Source organism: Streptomyces spinoverrucosus (assembly GCF_006539505.1).
Lineage (GTDB): Bacteria > Actinomycetota > Actinomycetes > Streptomycetales > Streptomycetaceae > Streptomyces > Streptomyces spinoverrucosus.
Map to the genome: position 1 here is coordinate 47,301 of NZ_BJND01000028.1, position 17,676 is coordinate 64,976.

A 17,676-nucleotide genomic window follows, 5' to 3' on the forward strand; every position below is an offset into this window, starting at 1 on the left:
ACGAAACCGTTCCTGCACACCGGCGGGGGCAAGTGGCTTCGCCCACCCCGCCCCCGCCGGTGTCAGGAAGACCGAGTCAGCCCGCCGCACAGTTCCCGCCGTTGAGCGTGAACGCCGTCGGAGCCGTGTTCGTCGCCCCGCTCGCCCCCACGAACCCCACCATCACCGACCCGCCGGCCGGAATCGTGGACGTGTAGGAGGCCGGGGTCACCGTCACCGCCCCACCCGTCTGACTGGCCGTCCCGCCCCACATGTTCGTGATGGTCTGGCCGTCGGTGAAGGTGAAGGCCAGGGTCCAGCCGTTCAGCGGTGTCGTGCCGGTGTTGCGGATCACGACCTCGCCCTGGAAGCCGCCGGGCCACTCGTTCACCACGCGGTAGCCGACCGAGCAGGCCACGGCCGGGGCGTCGGCGGTGGTGACGGTGACCGTCGCCGAGCGAGGTGAGCGGTTGCCGGTGGCGTCGCGGGCGTAGACGGCGAAGGTGTACGTCGTGCCGGCCGTCAGGCCGCTCACCGTGGCCGTGTCGGTGGCGGAGGAGGCGGCCGTCGGCTCGGACGCGCCGGCGACGCGGACCACGTCATAGGCGGTGACGCGTACGTTGTCCGTGGCCGCCGGCCAGGTGAGGGTGACCGACGTGGAGGTCACCGCCGAGGCGGAGGGGGTGCCGGGGGCGGTCGGGGGCTGGGTGTCGGTCGGCGTGCCGCCGCCGAAGATCGTGGCCTCCTTCGACGTCTGGGCTATGCCGTTCGCACCGTGGAAGATGCGCTGGCCCCATGAGCTGAGCCGGCTCGGGTCGAAGTCGATCGCCAGGTCGAGGATCGGGTCGGTGTTGCCGCTCCAGGACCAGGCCAGGTAACCGAGGTCGAGCTGTTCGGCCGCGGCCATCATCGTGTCCTCGTCCGGGTCGCCCCACTGGTCGGGCGGTCCACCGAACTCGCCGATGAGGATGGGGAGATCGGCGGCCACGAAGGCGTTCAAGTAGTCCGTGATCTCCTGCGCCGTGTCGTAGACGCTGTACATTTGACATCCTCCCCCTCTTAAAAGAGGGGGATTCCAATCCATGCGGGTTGAGGTTCACGGGCGCTCGAACAGCTGGCGGCCGCTGTCACCCCTCCGGCACCGGCTGTTTGCCGGGGGCGGGGGATCCCGCCCTGTCCTGCCGCGACGTTGATGCTTGCGTTCTCATCGGCGTTGCAGGTGAAGCCACAGGACACGCAGACGAAGTCGGCTTGGCTCTTGCGCGACTTCTTCTCGATCCATCCGCAGGCACTGCAACGCAGCGAGGTAAAGGGTGCGGCCACATCCTCGACCCGGCCCGGAGCCTTCTGTTCAGTGCGCTGCCTCAGCAGGCCCCAGCCCTGAGCGAGGATGCCCCGGTTCAGCCCGGCCTTCTGTCGGACGTTCGTGCCAGGTTGCTCGACCGTTCCCTTCGCCGAGCGAGTCATGTTCTTGATGTTCAGCTTCTCGAACCGCACCAGCCCGTACGACCTGGCGAGCATCGTGCTTGTCTGCTCGCACCAGTCCTTGCGCCGATTCGCCTCGCGCGCCTTCAACCGGGCGACCTTCGCGTGCTCGGCAACCTTGGCCTCACTGCCCCTCGGGGCGCGGGCGGCACGCCGCTCGTGCTTCCGGATCCGTGCGCGCTCCTTGACCGTAAGCTGCGGGCAGTTCAGCTTCCGGCCGTCGGACAGAGCGGCCGTGATGGTCACACCCCGGTCGATGCCGATGACCTCGCCCGTTGCCGGCGCGTCGATCGGCTCGGGAACGACGGCGAACGCAATATGCCACTGTCCGTTACGGAAGGTGACCCGGAACGTCTTCGCAGCGGGCAGTTCGGCACGGGAGAGGCGGAAACGCACCCAGCCACAGCCGGGCACCTTCACCTGCGCCCACCGCCGGTTCAGCCTCTGCACCACAACCGAGCGGCCCATGACCTGCTTACCCTTGGCGTTCAGCTTCGGGCTGCCGTCCGGCTCGAACTCCGGAACACGATCGCTACCGATGACCCGGAAGCCCTCGTGCACGTGCTTCCTGCGCCAGGTCGGCTCGCCGAACCCCGAGGTGAAGCGGGCGTTCCTGGCTGCGGCGAAGTCCTTCAGAGCCTGCTGCTGCACGTCCGCATTCCCGGCCCCGAGCCACTCGTTCTCACGCCGGGCCTCGGTCAGCTGGCGGCACTGCTCCGCAAAGCCGGGCGCGGACCTGCGGCCGGGCCGCCAGTGCGTGTGCTGCTCCACCGCCAGGTTCCACACGTACCGGGCGTGCGCGCAGTGCAGCAGCATCTGCTGCGCCTGCACGGGCGTCGGGTACAGCCGGAAACGTGACATGCCACGAACCTAGCCACCCCGTTCCCCTCCCGCGCACGCCTTCGATCGACATCACCCGTGAGAGTGACCGAAACGTCCTGCCTTCCACGGCAACCCCCAGCCACAGGTCCTCAACCCGCCGTCACCACCCACTGCTTGAGGTCGCCCTCAGGTTCACGGGTGGAGACGACGAATCGCCCTGGCAGCGACTCGTCTATCCCTGCCCTGCGCTGCGGGAGCACGCATTCACCCCGGCCCTGAAGGACCGGGCACCTTGCGTGAAAGACAGGGTGGACGGTGAGGTCGCCGCCGAGGGTGAAGGTGGCGAGCTGCTTGGTCATGCTGGGTCTCCGATCGTGGTGCTTGGGGTCAGCAGAGGATTTCCGGTCGAGGCACGGGCTCTGCCTCTCCAGAACTCGGTGAGCATGCCCTGCCCCTCCGGGGGAAAGCTGGCGGCTGCTGGGTGGGACGGGGTGGGGAGGGTCGTTCGGAAGCCTATGTGGACGTCGAGCCGGCCGTCCGCCGCAGAGCCGTACCAGCTGGGTGAGCAGCAAGCCACGGTCTCCGGCACCTCTGTCAGGATCACTCCGGTTCCCGGGCGGTGCGCTCCTCGTCCGGGGCGCTCAACCCGCAACAACCGCGCCCCGCTCGGTCCTCCCCCGGTCCCTGCGCATGCCCCACCCCAGACACCCCGTCACCGCCACCGACAGCCCCGCCATCGCCGTCATCGCCACCGCCGGGGAGGCGATCTGGGCCACCGCCCCCGCGAGCGCCGCACTCACGCCCTGCATCGTGAGCATGCCCGCCGAGTGCAACCCCAGGGCGTGGCCGCTGAGTTGCTCCGGGACCAGGGTCATCAGGTGCTCCTGCTGGACCAGGCTCGCTCCGAAGCCGACGGAGGCCACGGCGACGGTGACGGCGGCGAGCGGGAGTGCCGGGCGTGTGAAGAAGAGCAGATACGGCGCGGCCAGCAGCAACAGCAGCGGTACGCCGAGGCGGGCGCGTACCGCGCGCGGCACCAGGCGGCCGATCGTCACGTCTCCGACGAACATCCCCAGCGCCGCACAGGCGAACAGCAGCCCCGCATCCCCGGGGGCATACGACACGAACAGCGACTCGCAGCCGACGATCAGGCCGTTGGGGACCCACAGGGCGAGGTAGAGGCGCCGACGAGGGGCGGAGGACCACAGGAGGGCGTTGGTGCGCCATGTCGCCGCCACGGACGGGCGGAACCCGGATGCGCGCGGTGGGCGTGGACCCAGGCCCAGCCGGGCCAGGACCGCCGCCGCCAGGAACAGCAGCGCCGACAGCAGCAACGTCACGCGCGCCGACCCGATCGCCACCAGAAGGGCGCCGCCGGTGGCGTATCCGGAGATCTGCATGACGCCGCTCATCATGTTGAACACCGAACGGCCCAGCAGATAGCCGTCCTTGGAGAGGATTTCCGTCAGCAGTCCCCACCGCACTCCCCCGCCCAGCGACGCGATCAGCCCCTGCGCCAGTACGACGACCAGGACCGACCAGATCGGCAGACCGGGCAGCGCCAGGAGCGCCGTACCCACCGCGAAGCCCGCCGAGACGGCCGTCAGCGCCTTCCTGGGCGGCAGGCCGTCCGCCCACGACAGGAACAGCGTCGCGCCCAGCACCTGCGCCAGCGACGGCCCGAACATGCTCACCGCCGACAGCAGCGGCGAGCGGGTCGCCTCGTACACCAGCGTGCCCAGAGCCAGGCCGCCGATCGTCTGGCCCACGATGTGGGCCGAGGAGGAGAGGAAGAGCGGGGTGAACTCCGGCGTGCGGAACAGGTGTCGGTAACGGTGACTGCGCATGCGCGGAGTCTCCGGCGCCCCGCACCGGCGCGTTATTGTTTCGCGCACACGCGAAAGGACCCGGGGGGCGGGAAGACCATGGGGTGGTGGCAGGTCGATGCCGACACCCTCGCCCGCAGCCGCTTCCTCCTCTCCCCCTACGCCGAGACCTTCGCCAGCCTCAAGCTCCTGCACGCCGGTGCCGGTGCGCATCCCGGCGAGCAGGCCTGGCTGCGCGCCCATCTGCCGGCGTACCGGGCCCGACTCGCGGCCGATCCCGTCACCGCGGCGCTCGTCCGCGCCGGGCTGGGCCGGGACTGGATCGCCGACTTCCTGACACCGACCCCGTGGGACGGGGAGAGCTTCGCGGACGCGCTCGCGCGGGTGCGTGCGGCACGGCCAGAGGCCGTCCGCGCGCATCTGCGGATGTCCCTCGGCGGTCCGCTGCCCGCCGCGCTGGAACGGGACGACCTCGCCGACCGGGCCGCGCGGCTGGTCGAGTACGTCTGGGAGGAGGGCGTACGACCGTACTGGGCCCGTCGGCGGCGGGTGCTGGAGGCCGATGTGGTCGCGCGGACCGCGCGGGCGGGGCAAGGTGGCTGGGCGGCCGTACTGGACGCCTTGCGGCCGGGGCGGACGCGGTGGCTCGGGGAGAGCCGGTTGCAGGTCAATCTGCATGAGTATCCGCCGCGGGAGGTCTCGGGTGCGGAGCTGCTCTTCGTGCCGGTCACCCCGCAGACCGGGTGGGTGTCGTGGGAGGAGCCGCGGCGGGAGCGGTACGCCGTCGTCTACCCGTGCGATGGCGTCCTCGCCGACGAAAGCGCCCGGCCACCCGTGCCCGCCGCCCTCGGCGCGCTGCTCGGGCGGGCGCGGGCCGAGGTGCTCGTGCTGCTGGAGTCGCCGCTGAGTACGACCCAGGTCGTCGCCGTGACCGGGCAGGGGCTCGGGTCGGTCGGGCGGCATCTGCGGGTGCTGCTGGACGCGGGGCTGGTGCAGCGGCGACGGGCCGGGCGCTCGGTGCTGTACTCACGGACGGCGGCGGGGGAGGTCCTCCTGAGGTCGGCTGAGGCGGCCTGAACGCCCTCCCGACACCCCCCGGCGTTAGCATCCGCCCATGACGACCAATGACGCACACGCATCCGTCCTCGACACCGACATCGACGCGCTCCAGGGCGGCTCCGCCGACCTCAAGCAGTACGCCGGGCAGGCCGTGCTCATCGTGAATGTGGCCTCCAAGTGCGGGCTGACCCCGCAGTACGCCGGGCTTGAGCGGCTGCACGAGCGGTACGCGGACCGCGGGTTCACCGTGCTCGGCGTGCCCTGCAACCAGTTCCTCGGGCAGGAGCCCGGCAGCGCCGAGGAGATCGCCGAGTTCTGCTCGGCGACGTACGGCGTGACCTTCCCGATGACCGAGAAGGTCGAGGTGAACGGGGAGGGCAGGCACCCGCTGTACGAGCGGCTGGTCGGCTTCGCCGACGGCGAGGGGCACAGCGGGGACATCCGCTGGAACTTCGAGAAGTTCCTGATCGGGCGGGACGGCACGGTCGTCGCCCGGTTCTCGCCGCAGACCGAGCCGGAGGCGGCGGAGGTCGTGGCGGCGGTGGAGCGGCAGCTCGCCGCTTGACCTTTCCCCTGGGGCAGACCCGACCTTCCTGTCACCGGGCCAACGGCGCCCGGTGACGGAGGATGACGTGGTGAACGTAGGAGAGGAACTGCTCACCATCGGGACGTTCGCCGCCCGGGCACGCCTGTCGGCCAAGGCCCTGCGGCTGTACGACCGGCTGGGACTGTTGGCCCCGGCGCACGTCGACGAGGCCAGCGGCTACCGCTACTACCGCGCGGGACAGGTCGAACGCGCCCGGCTCGTGGCGCTCCTGCGCCAGCTCGACATGCCGCTCGCGCGGATCGCCGAGGTCGTCGAGGCGCCGGACGGGGCCGCTGCCGCCGACCGGCTCGACGTGTACTGGGCGGACGTCGAGGAGCGGTTGGCCGGGCAGCGGACGCTCGCCGAGTACCTCCGTGGACGACTGTCGGGGAGGAGCTCCGAGATGTACGGGAAGTTCGTGGTCGAGACGGTGGACGTGCCCGAGCAGGTGCTGATCAGCGAGACGCGGCATGTGCTGGCGGGTGAGCTGCCGGCGTGGATCGGGGCGTCGCTGGGCCGACTGGAGGAGGCGGCGAAGGAGTGCGGCGGCATCACGGCGGCGCCGTTCGTCGTGTACCACTCCGAGGTGTCGATGGAGAGCGACGGACCGGTGGAGGCGTGCGTGCCGGTTGCCGACGAGGCGGCGGCGCGGGCGTGGGCCGAGGCGGCCGGGCGGGCGCACCAGGCGCGGGTGCGGGTCGAGCCCGCGCGGCGGCTGGCGTACACCCGGATCACCAAGGCGCAGGTGGCGCATCCGCAGATCCTCGCCGCGTTCGAGGCGGTGGAGCAGTGGGTCGGGGGGCAGGGGCTGACGTTCGACGGGCCCAGCCGGGAGGTCTACTTCGCGGACTGGGACGCTGCCGGGCCCGAGGACCCGGTGTGCGACGTGGCGTTCCCCGTGCGGTGACCTGACGGTCCAAGGACAGGCCCGAGCCCTCTCGGCTAGGACGGCGAACTGGTCGAGAGGGCTCTTGGGGTACTGCTGTGCAGTTGTCGGGCGGCGTCAGGGAGGTTCCTCCTCCCCTTACGCCTTGACCGAGGCCACGAAGACGCTCCACGCGGTCGCGGGGAACGCCAGGACGGGGCCCTCGGTCACCTTGGAGTCCCGGACGGAGATTGCGGACAGGACAGGGGACTTGATCTCGACGCACGCGCCGTTGCCCTGGGAGTACGAGGACTTGACCCACGTGTCCGTCGCGCCCTGCTTGATTGCCATTTTCGCTCCGGTAAGCAGTTGCTGAGTTGCTGTGATCGCGCCAACGTTCTTGCTCGATGGCGTGATCGACGCTACTCGCCAACATCGCCGCACGGAGCGGCCATTCACTCGACCGGCTGGCATATACCAGCAAGGACTTCCCAACGAGGCGGGCGACGGTGTATCTTTCCGCCCCGCGCATCCCGCAGGGCTCAGCGAGCGTAACTCTTCGCCACATCCGAGAGGAATTCCCGGGTTTGGTCGACATTCAGCGCCTGCGCCCGCAAATGCTCGTACATCACGCTGTACTTCTGGACGTCCTGCGGCTTCTCCAGGTAGAGGTCGCTGGTGACACCCTCGATGTAGACCACGCTGGAATCCGCGGCGTCCGGGAACTCCAGGATCGCGTACTGCCCGCTCACACCGGGGTGCGCGCCCATCTGGAACGGGATCAACTGCACGGTGACATGCGGCAGCTGGGACATCTCCAGCAGGTGCTCCAGCTGGTCGATCATCACCTGTTTGTTGCCGACCTCGCGGCGTACGGCGGCCTCGTCGAGCACCGCCCACAGGCGCAGCGGGTTCTCCTCGGCGGCAATACGTTCCTGCCGACGCAGCCGCACCTGAACGCGTCTGTCGATGTCGGTGGGCGTCGCCTCCGGCAGCGCGCCGCGGATCAGCGACTCGGCGTACTGGCGCGTCTGCAACAGGCCGGGGACCACCTGCGGGTCGTACACCCGGAGGCTCGCCGCGTCCGTCTCCAGACCGATGTAGACGCTGTACGGGATATCGCCGAAGGAGTGCCACCAGCCCTGCTGGCGCGAGTCCTTGGCCATCTGCATCAGCGAGTCGACGATCCGGTGATCCTCCACCTCGTAGACACCGCACAGGTCACGGACGTCGCGCTGGCTGATGCTGCGTCGGCCGTTCTCCAGACGGCTGATCTTCGACTGGGACACCAGCAGCCGCTCCGCCACCTCCTCGGCCGTCATGCCCTTGAGCTCGCGGAGCCTGCGCAGCTCCTGGCCCAGCCGGCGCCGCCTGACGGTGGGATTGACATTGGACGCCACGGGACGTGCACCTCCGGCTGCGTGCCTCGAACTTGCAACTATGCGTATCTGCTGCTGAGCAGACTGCCACCAAGGGGCTACTTACCGCTGGGAAACAGCGGATATGCAGCGGATATGCGGTGGATATGCGGTGGGTACGCGACAGGACGCAAGTTCGTACCACTTCGTGCGAGGTGTTCGCGAGGGTACGCGAGGTACGCGAAGCGGCGCGGGACATGCGACCGCGCGGGGTGGTGGGGCCGTCCGTCGTCCGAACGACGGCTCCCGCCACCCCGCGCGGACCGCTGCGGCTCCCGAACCGGGTCTTGGGGACTCAGGTGCGGCGCTGACGGTGCGTGGTGCGGCCCGGTGCCCTGTGGGCCGTACCGGTGGTGCTGGGTGGTGCCGTTGGGTGATGGTGCGCTGCCGTGGGACTGCGGCTCAGTGGGCCACGGCGCGTGCCATCGTGCCGCGGTGCGGCTGCACCGGGACACTCCGGGCCGGCTCCGCCGACCTGGCTCCGGCGGCGGCCTGGCGGCCGGCCGGGGCAGGGCTGCGGCGCGGCTGGGCCGCGACGCCGTTCTGAACGTCCATCACGGCGTGCGCCACGAGGCCGCCCATCGGGTCGTGCCTGATCAGGTCCCGCAGCCGGGAACGGGACGAGCGGCCCTCGTTGCCCGGATACAGGTGCTTGCCGAGGCCGACCGCGTGGGCCAGTGCGGCGAGCGCCGCGGTCCGCGGGTCCGGCGGAACGCCGGTGCGGATCGCGGAATCCAGCCGGGCCCTGATCTCCCGGCTGATGGCGTTGTCCGTCGCCTGGTAGCGAGTTGTCGGCAACACCCCGCACATCTGACCGGCCACGGCATGCACCATGCCGCACCGCTCCAGATGCGAGAGGTAGGTCTGGCGGAGCCCCAGTCGTGGCCCGCCGATCCAGTGGACCGCCCGTACCGGGGCGCCGCGCCTGCGCAGCAACTCCAACGCGCAATCCAGTGTCGGATCTCCTGTCGGCCGTGGTACCACCACGGCGATACGATCCCCGTCTGGGGCTATCCGTCCGGCCAGCGCCAGCTCCACTAGCTGTGCTCCGGCCAGACCGAGGTCGAGCGACTGCGGCTGTGCCGTGGTACCCGTTGCCGGGTCCAGTGCCAGCAGCAGAAGCTCCTCCGGAAGTGTTCTGCGGCTCCTGCCCATCCATGCCTCCCCGCGTGGATGAATGACAGGGTGACCCCTCTCACATTGGTCTGTCGAGGGTGCGTGACCTGTTTGTGAGGGAACCAGTAGGTATGTCGTTCTCGTCTTCGGCGTGGGTCGGGTCCGCACACAGGACACTGGTACATGGTTCGGACAGCGCTTCGGACAGTCCTGGTGGGGGCGGTGGTCCGGGCAACGGTTCACGGTTGGGTACGCGCACGGAGGCGTGCGGCGCATGGAGGAGGCATCGGTGGCGGGCGAGTCCCCCGACAGGTCGAAGCAGCGCGAGTCGTCGGCAGAACCGACGTCGGGGAGCGCGAGTCCGGTTCCCGAGGCCAGGAACGGCGCCACCACCCCTGACCCACGGCTCGCCGTGGCACGGGAGTCCGGGGGCGGGCGTGAGGCGGACACGGCGACGCGGGTGCTCTCGGTGAAGGAACTCTCCGAGGAGACGGAGGGGGCTGCTGGTGAGGCGGCTTCCGAGCAACCTGCGGGCCGTGAGGAGCCCGAAGCGCCCGAGGACGGTGCCGAGTCCGACACGACGGGCGACGACCGGCTGCGGGCGGCTGTGGCGGCTTGGGTGACGTCTGCGGACGGGAAGGCCGAGGAGGGCGACGCGGACGCCGATGAGCCCGGCGACGGGGCTGGGGCAGCAGATGAGGCCGAGGGTGAGCGCGAGGGCGACACCGACGCCGACGAGCCCGGCGACAGGGCTGAGGTTGCCAACGAGGCCGAGGACGTGACGGCCGCCGGTGCCGGGGACTCTGGCGGGGAGGACGGCGCCGCCGAGGACAAGTCGGCCGCCGGTCAGGAGAACTCCGCCGAGGCCGAGACGCCCGCCGTGGAGGAGGCTCCCGCCCAGGACGAGACGCCCGCCGTGGAGGGGGCTCTCGCCCAGCGGAGCGAGCCCACCGAGGAGCTGGATGCTCACGGCGAGGAGACCGCGAACACCGGCGCCGCAGCCGGGGAACCTGGGGACACTCGGGCCGCAGCCGGCGAGGCCAACGGCAAGGCCGGTGCCACGGCCGAGACGGCCGACAGCGACACCAGCGCCGTAGCCAACACGGCCAACGGCAAGGCCGGTGCCGCGACGGAGACAGCCGACAGCGACACCGGCGCCGCGACCGAGACAGCCGACAGCGACACCAGCGCCGTGACCGAGACGGCCAAGGGCGACACCGGCGCCGCAGCCGAGAACACCAAGGGCGACACCGACGCCGCACCCGAGGACGCCAAGGACGCTCCCAAGGACGGCTCCCCGGACGCCGCCCCGGACCGCACCAAGGCCGACTCCCAGCACGCCGCCACGAGCGGCCGCACCCCGCAATCCAGCGCCGACGACGCCACCAAGGCCGACGCACCCCCCGTAGACCAGCCCACGGCCGTCTTCCGGGCCGTGAAGCCGTCGGAACCGGCTGTCGACCAGCCGACCACCATGCTGAAGCTGGGGGACGTCAAGAAGCCCGCTCCGGCGCCGGAGTCGGATGCCGAGCGCACCAGCAAGTTCGTTGCGCTGAAGCCGTTGGACGACCCGTCGACGCGCAAGCCCCCGCGGCCCGCCGAGGCGACGACCGCGCTGCCGAAGGTCGCGGCGGAGAAGTCCAAGGCGCCCGCCGAGGCCACCACCGCGCTGCCGAGGGTCCCCGCCGACCAGACCGCCTCCGTGCCGCAGGTCGGCCCGGAGCGGACGACGCAGCAGCCGCTGCCGCCGAAGCCGCCGCTGGATCTGCTGGCCGAGCTGACCAACACCCCGCCGCCCCCGGAGACCCCGCTGCGGACGGCGGTGCGGCGGGTCAAGATCTGGACGCCGCTGGTACTGCTGCTGGCGATCGTGTTTGCGATCGTGCAGGCCGTACGGCCGCTGCCGACGCCCGCCCTAGAACTCACCGCCGAGGCGTCGTACACCTTCGACGGCGACCAGGTCACCCTCCCGTGGCCGAACGAGGGTCAGGGCGCGATGGACGTCACCGGCATCGGCACGATGGGCGGCTTCGGCGAGCAGAAGCCGGTCGCCATCGGCTCGGTCGCCAAGGCCATGACGGCGTACGTCGTCCTGCAGAAGCACCCGTTGAAGCCCGGCGAGGAGGGCCCGAAGATCACGGTCGACGCGCTCGCCGAGAAGGAGGGCGGCTACGACCAGGCCGGCGAGTCCACGCTCAACACCGTCAAGGAGGGCGACCAGCTCACCTTGCGCCAGGCACTGTCCGCCATCATGATCCCCTCCGCCAACAACATCGCGCGCCTGCTGGCCCGTTGGGACTCCGGCACCGAGGCCGCGTTCATCAAGAAGATGAACGACACCGCCAAGGAGCTGGGCATGAAGAACACCACGTACACCGACGCCTCCGGGCTGAAGGAGACCACCGTCTCCACCGCCGAGGACCAGGTGAAGCTGGGCAACGAGCTGGTGCAGATCCCGGCCCTGGTGGAGATCACCAAGCTGCCCTCGTGGTTCGACCCGTCCGGCCAGAAGTGGCGCAACTGGAACACCCTCGTGCCCTACAACGGCGCCATCGGCATCAAGACCGGCACCACCACCGCGGCCGGCGGCAACCTGCTGTTCGCCGCCACCAAGGAGGTCGGCGGCGAGACGGTCACCGTGGTCGGCGCGATCCTCGGCCAGCACAAGGCGCCGATCATCGACACGGTGAACGCCGTCAGCAAGACCGCGATGCTCGGCGCCCAGGACGCGCTGGCCTCGGCGAAGATCCTGAAGAAGGGCGATGTCGTCGGGTACGTCGACGATCAGCTCGGCGGCCGGACGCCGGTCGTCGTCACGCAGGACGTCACCGCGGTCGGCTGGGCGGGCCTGAAGGTGAAGCTGTCCTTCGCCCCCGACGCCGTACCGCACACCGCGAAGGCCGGCACCAAGGTCGGCACGCTCACCGTGGGCGATGGCAGCGGCGGCGCGGTCGAGGTGCCGGTGGCCCTGCAGTCGGACCTCACCGAACCGGGCTTCACGGACAAGCTGACCCGCGTCGCCTGACCCGGCCCACGCGTGACCACCCCACCGCACCCCGTCGACGGAGCCCTCCCCGGGCGCCCGTCGGCGGGGTGCGTGCTAGCGTCACGAAACGGGACAGGACGCCCGCGCACGGGACGGGCGCGGGAACGCCTCGTCACATGGCCGAAAACAGCCGGGAAACGGGGCGTGCGGCCGAGAGCGGAAGACGGGACACGGGGAGTGCCAACAGGTGGCCACTGCGGAGCCGACACGCGCCGACGACACCGGTCCGGGCCCGGGATCCGGCCCGCGAATACGCGTGCCGGCGAGACCTTCCGAGGGATCGCCCGACGCATCGCCCGGGCCGCCCGGGGTGACCGTCCGTGACCGGCTGAAGCGGCTCGCCCAGCATCCCGTCCTTCTCACCACCGCCCTCTCGGGCGTGCTCCACGTCACCTGGTTCTTCACGTTCGCGAACAGCGGTGGGGACCTCGCGGCGCAGGACGCCTGGGCCGAGTTCGTCGGCCGCCACCCCGACTCGGCGTACAACCTCGCCTGGTACGGCGGCATGCACCCGGTGTCGTACAGCGTGGTGTCGCCGTATCTGATGTCGCTGCTCGGTGTGCGGACCACGATGATGATCGCGGGGACGCTCTCCGCGGGGCTGCTGACGCTGATCCTGGTGCGCAGCCGGGCGGTGCGGCAGCCGCTGTGGGCCGGGCTCGCAGGGGTGTTCGGGCTGCTGTGCAACGCGGTGTCGGGGCGGGTGACGTTCGGACTCGGCACGCTGTTCGCGCTGGCCGCGGTCGCGGTGGTGTTCTGCTGGCCGTACCGCTGGCGTTACAAACGCTGGGCGAAGGCCCTGTGCGCCGCTCCTCTCGCCGCGCTCGCCACCATGTCCTCGCCCGTCGCCGGGCTGTTTGTCGGTCTCGTCGCGGTTGCGCTGTTCCTGCAGAAGCGGCGCCCGGGCGCATGGGCGCTGGGGCTCGCGCCGTCCGCCGTGGTGGCGGTGTCGGCGTGGGCGTTCCCGTTCTCCGGCACCCAGCCGATGTCCTTCGGGTCGGCCGCGCTGCCCCTGCTCTACTCGGCCTTCGTCTTCCTCCTCGTCCCGCGCGACTGGAAGACCGTGCGCATCACCTCCGCCGTGTACGGCCTGGCCGTGCTGCTGGTGTGGCTGATCAGCTCGCAGATCGGGTCGAACATCACGCGACTGTCGATGCTGTTCGCGGGCGTCGCGCTGCTGGCCGCGCTGCCGTTCGCGGTGCCGCACTCGCGCAAGTGGTACGCCATCGTGGTGGCCTTCATCGGGTTCGTCACCTGGATCGGCTACAAGTCGGTCGACGACGTGGTCCATACGACGCCGAGGGCGTCCTGGGCGCGTGAGCTGGCCCCGCTGGTCAACGAACTGCAGCAGGTCGGCGCCGAGAAGGGCCGCGTCGAGGTGGTCCCGGCCCGCTCCCACCGCGAGGCCTCCGCACTCGCCCCGTACGTCAACCTCGCCCGCGGCTGGAACCGCCAGGCCGACATGGAGCGCAACCCGCTCTTCTACGACGACACCCTCAACTCGGCCAACTACCACGAGTGGCTCAAGCGCTGGGCGGTGCACTACGTCGTGCTGCCCAAGGACGAGCCGGACGGGGACGGCGGTGAGCGGGAGCGGCAGCTGGTGCAGCGCGGGCTGCCGTATCTGACGCAGATCTGGGGGGACGCGAACTGGCAGCTGTTCCGGGTGACCGACCCGACCCCGCTCGCCGATCCACCGGCCACCGTCGACCGGGCCGAGCAGGGTGAGATGACCCTCCGGGTGAAGCAGCCGGGCCGGGTGCTGATCCGCGTGCCGTACTCGCCGTGGCTGAAACTGGTCGACGCCAAGGGCGAGGGCGTCGAGGCGCCGCAGGAGACGGAGGCCTCCAAGGACCGTCCCGAGGGCGCGCCGAAGACGTACCTCAACCTCAACGGCTGCCTGATGGAGACCGAGGAGGACGCGCAGGGCGACAAGTGGACGGTCCTGCTGGCCCCCCGGGCGGGGACGTACCGGCTGGCGTCTCCCTACGACCTGCCTCGGGGGACGCCGTGCCCGGAGGAGCTCCGGTGATCAGCGGAGCTGGTCGACGTACCGGTCCGTGCCCGGCACGGTGGGGATGAAGGGCGCGACCAGCTCCGTCCGCCCCAGTTCCTCCATCTCACCCAGCCCGGCGAAGTGCTGCTCCCAGCACTCCCTGGGGTCCGTCTCCAGGAACCACAGCAGGGTCAGCCGGGTGTCGACGCCCTCGACCTGCTTGACGTACGTCATGCGGTCGCCCGGCAGCGGGACCGGGCGGAAGACGGTGACCAGGGCGGCCGGGGAGCCCTTGAGCCGCCTGGGCAGGTGGCGGGTGCGCAGCCACTGGAGCAGTTCCGCGCGCTGCTGCGGCGAGTCGGCGTCGACGACCTGGAGGACCAGTCCGGCGTAGGGGTGGTCGAGGGCGTGGAAGTCCCGGGGCCCGGCGGCGCCGTCGCGGTAGACGGTCGTCTCGTGGTCCTGGAACGCGGTGAAGACGTGGGTGCGGGCGTGGTGGACGCGGGCGTCGTGGTTGAGGCGCTTGTTGATCGCGACGGTCCACTTCATGTGGTCGGCGTGGCGGCCCGCGGTGATCCAGTACGTCGAAAGGTAGCAGCCCGCAGTGACGGGCTGGGCGATCGCCGACTTCTCCGGGTAGCGCAGGAGTTGCAGCTCGCGGGTGGCGACCCAGCGGCGGCCGGCGTACATCCAGGGCATGGCCATCGCGCCGGAGTAGTAGTGGTCGTCCTCGTACCAGCGGTTGTAGGCGTACTCGTGGCCCGGGTGCGGTTCGACCATGGTGATCAGGGCGTGGCCGGGGCGGACGCCGTAGGGGCCGACGGCGGCCAGTTCGGCGTAGAGCTCGCTGCGGGTGTCCATGGCGTTCCCCTTTCCTCGCGTCGCCCATACTCTGACGCTCCGTCAGATAAATCGCCAGAGGCGGGAGGCCCTGATGTCGCTGCTCCACGGCAAGACAGTGGTCGTCTCCGGGGTGGGCGCCGGACTGGGTCACCAGGTGGCCGCGGCGGTCGTACGGGACGGCGGGAACGCGGTGCTCGGCGCGCGCACGGAGGCGAACCTCGCCAAGAGCGCGGCCGCGATCGACCCGGACGGGGCGCACACGGCGTACCGGGCGACGGACATCACCGACGAGGGGCAGTGCGCGGCGCTGGCCGGGCTGGCGCGGGAGCGGTTCGGGGGGATCGACGCGGTGGTCCATGTCGCCGCCTGGGACAGCTACTTCGGTGGGCTTCAGGACGCCGACTTCGACACCTGGCTTTCGGTGATCGACGTGAACCTGCTGGGGTCGCTGCGGATGACGCGGGCATGTCTGCCGGGGCTGAAGGAGGGCGGCGGCGGGTCGGTCGTGTTCATCGGGACGCAGTCGGCGGTGGCGGCTCCGTCGCAGGTGCGGCAGGCGGCGTACGCGGCGTCGAAGGGCGCGCTGACCAGCGCGATGTACTCGCTGGCACGGGAGCTGGGGCCGTACCGGATCCGGGTGAACACCGTGCTGCCGGGGTGGATGTGGGGGCCGCCGGTGCAGGCGTACGTGCGGTTCACCGCGCACACCGAGGAGGTGCCGGTGGAAGAGGTGCTGGGGCGGCTGACCGGGCGGATGGCGTTGCCGGAGCTGGCCACGGACGGGGACGTGGCGGACGCGGCGGTGTTCCTGGCGTCGGACCGGGCGCGGGCCATCACGGGGCAGTCGCTGCTGGTCAACGCGGGGGAGTTGATGCGCTGAGGCCACCCGCAGCAGTTCATGTGTGTGAACACAGGTCATCGTACCGAACTTTTTTGCCTGCTCTTGACCTTCCACTTTCTTGTCGTGCTCGCGTCGCCGCACTCACGATGAGCGGGCCGTTCACAAGGCGGACCCCGGAAGGTTGGCACATGAACAGTCTCGACTGGGCCGTGCTCATCGGCTACTTCGGCGTGATGGTCGCGATCGGCGTCTGGTCGCACAAGCGCGTCGACAACGTCAGCGACTTCTTCACCGCCGGCGGGAAGATGCCGTGGTGGCTGTCCGGCATCTCGCACCACATGTCGGGATACAGCGCGGTGATGTTCACCGGGTACGCCGGGATCGCCTACACCTACGGTGTCACCTCCTTCGTGACCTGGTCCTTCCCCATCGCGCTGGGCATCGCCATCGGGTCGAAGCTGTTCGCCCCGCGGATCAACCGGCTGCGTTCCCGGCTCCATGTGGCATCCCCGCTGGAATACCTGAAAAACCGTTACGACCTGAAGACCCAGCAGGCGCTGGCCTGGTCCGGCATGCTGCTGAAGATCGTGGACGTGGGCGCCAAGTGGGCCGCGATCGCGACCCTGTTGTCCGTGTTCACCGGGGTCTCCCTCAACCAGGGCATCCTCATCACCGGCACCATCACCGCCGTCTACTGCACGATCGGCGGCCTGTGGGCGGACGCGCTGACCGAGCTGGGGCAGTTCGTGATCCAACTCCTGGCTGGTATCGCGATGTTCGTCGCAGTGGTGGCGAAACTCGGCGACTACGGCGGCTTCTTCGGCGTCTGGGACCGGCCGGAGCTGGACGGCCACGAGCAACCGCTGGTGGGCCCGTACGGGACGGTGTTCCTGCTCGCCTTCCTCTTCATCAAGCTCTTCGAATACAACGGCGGCATGCTCAACCAGGCCCAGCGGTACATGGCGACGCCGACCGCGAAGGAGGCCGAGCGGTCGGCACGGCTGTCGGCGATCCTTTGGCTGGTCTGGCCGCTGGTGCTGTTCTTCCCGATGTGGATGTCGCCGCTGCTGGTGGAGTCGCAGAAGCCGGACGGCTCCGACTCCTACGCCCTGATGACCGAACAGCTCCTGCCGCACGGCCTGCTGGGCCTGGTCATCGTCGGCTTCTTCTCGCACACGATGGCCATGTGCTCCTCCGACGCCAACGCCATCGCCGCCGTCTTCACCCGGGACTGCGCGCCGGTGATCTGGGCCCGGGCGCGGACGTGGACCGAGCGCAGGGGGCTGGTCGTGGCGCGGGTCGCGACAGTCGTCTTCCTCGGGTTGTCCATGGCGGCGGCTACGCAGGTCAACTCCCCCACGTTCAAGGACATCATCACCGTCGTGATCAAGTGGGTGGCCGGGCTGATGGGCCCGATGGCCATCCCGATGATGCTGGGCCTGCTGCGGCCGTTCCGCCGCTCCGGGCCGACGGCGGCGCTCACCAGCTGGGCGGCGGGGCTGTTCGCCTTCTGGCTGGTCAACTACCCGATCAACTGGAACGTCGAGGGCGGCGTGCCGCTCCAGTACCAGGTGTCGATCCCGCTGGCGGTGTCACTGATCCTGTACATCCTGATCGGCTACCTGAAGCCGGAGGACACCCCGGACCGGCTGGCGATCATCGAGAAGATCAACACGGACGACGACGGGGCAGCGGCAGCCGTACCGGCACCGGCCGGGCCGGCGGACGGCGTGGTGGGGGCTGCGCCGAGCAAGGAGTAGCTCCGGAGCGGATGGGCGGCCGTACCCGTTGGGG

14 protein-coding genes and 1 pseudogene are annotated in these 17,676 nt (G+C 70.4%); 7 read left to right on the forward strand and 8 right to left on the reverse strand.

What is annotated here, in order from left to right; translation table 11 throughout:
- Positions 1-76: 76 nt before the first annotated feature.
- From SSP24_RS20780 to SSP24_RS20795, 4 genes and pseudogenes are all read right to left on the reverse strand, one after another.
- Positions 77-1,021, reverse strand: a pseudogene (locus SSP24_RS20780) (cellulose binding domain-containing protein); the annotation flags it as partial.
- Between the two features lie 17 nt (positions 1,022-1,038).
- A complete protein-coding gene (locus SSP24_RS20785; RefSeq protein ID WP_141311164.1) occupies positions 1,039-2,325 on the reverse strand; it encodes an RNA-guided endonuclease InsQ/TnpB family protein in 1,287 nt (428 codons plus the stop codon).
- 110 nt (positions 2,326-2,435) lie between these two features.
- Entirely contained in the window at positions 2,436-2,645 is a 210-nt protein-coding gene (locus SSP24_RS20790) for a hypothetical protein (RefSeq protein ID WP_141311165.1), read from the reverse strand.
- Between the two features lie 282 nt (positions 2,646-2,927).
- Positions 2,928-4,133 (reverse strand): MFS transporter, encoded by a 1,206-nt coding sequence (locus tag SSP24_RS20795; RefSeq protein ID WP_141311166.1) that lies wholly within the window; start codon positions 4,131-4,133, stop codon positions 2,928-2,930.
- A 78-nt stretch (positions 4,134-4,211) separates the two neighbouring features.
- On the opposite strand from SSP24_RS20795, the gene SSP24_RS20800 reads away from it, so the two are divergent.
- The 3 genes from SSP24_RS20800 to SSP24_RS20810 are packed head-to-tail and all read left to right on the forward strand — an operon-like array spanning position 4,212 to position 6,664.
- A complete protein-coding gene (locus tag SSP24_RS20800) occupies positions 4,212-5,189 on the forward strand; it encodes a winged helix-turn-helix domain-containing protein (protein WP_141311167.1) in 978 nt (325 codons plus the stop codon).
- Positions 5,190-5,226: 37 nt separating this feature from the next.
- Positions 5,227-5,736, forward strand: a complete 510-nt coding sequence (locus SSP24_RS20805) for a glutathione peroxidase (RefSeq protein ID WP_141311168.1) — start codon at positions 5,227-5,229, stop codon at positions 5,734-5,736.
- A gap of 52 nt (positions 5,737-5,788) precedes the next feature.
- Complete coding sequence (locus SSP24_RS20810; protein ID WP_141311169.1) at positions 5,789-6,664, forward strand: MerR family transcriptional regulator; 876 nt, start codon at positions 5,789-5,791, stop codon at positions 6,662-6,664.
- A gap of 117 nt (positions 6,665-6,781) precedes the next feature.
- Here SSP24_RS20810 and SSP24_RS20815 read toward each other — a convergent pair whose 3' ends face one another.
- The 3 genes from SSP24_RS20815 to SSP24_RS20825 form a co-directional block, all read right to left on the reverse strand.
- The gene (locus SSP24_RS20815; protein ID WP_141311170.1) at positions 6,782-6,973 is read right to left on the reverse strand and encodes a DUF397 domain-containing protein; all 192 of its coding nucleotides are present in this window, start codon (positions 6,971-6,973) and stop codon (positions 6,782-6,784) included.
- A gap of 191 nt (positions 6,974-7,164) precedes the next feature.
- Positions 7,165-8,022, reverse strand: a complete 858-nt coding sequence (locus tag SSP24_RS20820; protein WP_141311171.1) for a helix-turn-helix domain-containing protein — start codon at positions 8,020-8,022, stop codon at positions 7,165-7,167.
- A gap of 420 nt (positions 8,023-8,442) precedes the next feature.
- Positions 8,443-9,195, reverse strand: coding sequence for a GOLPH3/VPS74 family protein (locus SSP24_RS20825; RefSeq protein ID WP_141311172.1), 753 nt, complete (start codon positions 9,193-9,195; stop codon positions 8,443-8,445).
- A 235-nt stretch (positions 9,196-9,430) separates the two neighbouring features.
- Between SSP24_RS20825 and SSP24_RS20830 the strand changes: the two genes are divergently transcribed.
- Both SSP24_RS20830 and SSP24_RS20835 read left to right on the forward strand, forming a co-directional pair.
- Positions 9,431-12,181 carry a D-alanyl-D-alanine carboxypeptidase gene (locus tag SSP24_RS20830; RefSeq protein ID WP_141311173.1) on the forward strand — a complete coding sequence of 917 codons (2,751 nt, stop codon included), beginning with the start codon at positions 9,431-9,433 and terminating at the stop codon, positions 12,179-12,181.
- A 208-nt stretch (positions 12,182-12,389) separates the two neighbouring features.
- Entirely contained in the window at positions 12,390-14,234 is a 1,845-nt protein-coding gene (locus SSP24_RS20835; RefSeq protein ID WP_141311174.1) for a DUF8823 domain-containing protein, read from the forward strand.
- Here the strand turns inward: SSP24_RS20835 and SSP24_RS20840 are convergent, their stop codons facing one another.
- Entirely contained in the window at positions 14,235-15,059 is an 825-nt protein-coding gene (locus SSP24_RS20840; RefSeq protein ID WP_141311175.1) for a hypothetical protein, read from the reverse strand.
- 73 nt (positions 15,060-15,132) lie between these two features.
- Between SSP24_RS20840 and SSP24_RS20845 the strand changes: the two genes are divergently transcribed.
- Positions 15,133-15,921 carry an SDR family oxidoreductase gene (locus tag SSP24_RS20845; RefSeq protein WP_141311176.1) on the forward strand — a complete coding sequence of 263 codons (789 nt, stop codon included), beginning with the start codon at positions 15,133-15,135 and terminating at the stop codon, positions 15,919-15,921.
- A 149-nt stretch (positions 15,922-16,070) separates the two neighbouring features.
- The gene (locus SSP24_RS20850) at positions 16,071-17,642 is read left to right on the forward strand and encodes a sodium:solute symporter family protein (protein WP_141311177.1); all 1,572 of its coding nucleotides are present in this window, start codon (positions 16,071-16,073) and stop codon (positions 17,640-17,642) included.
- Positions 17,643-17,676: the final 34 nt, after the last annotated feature.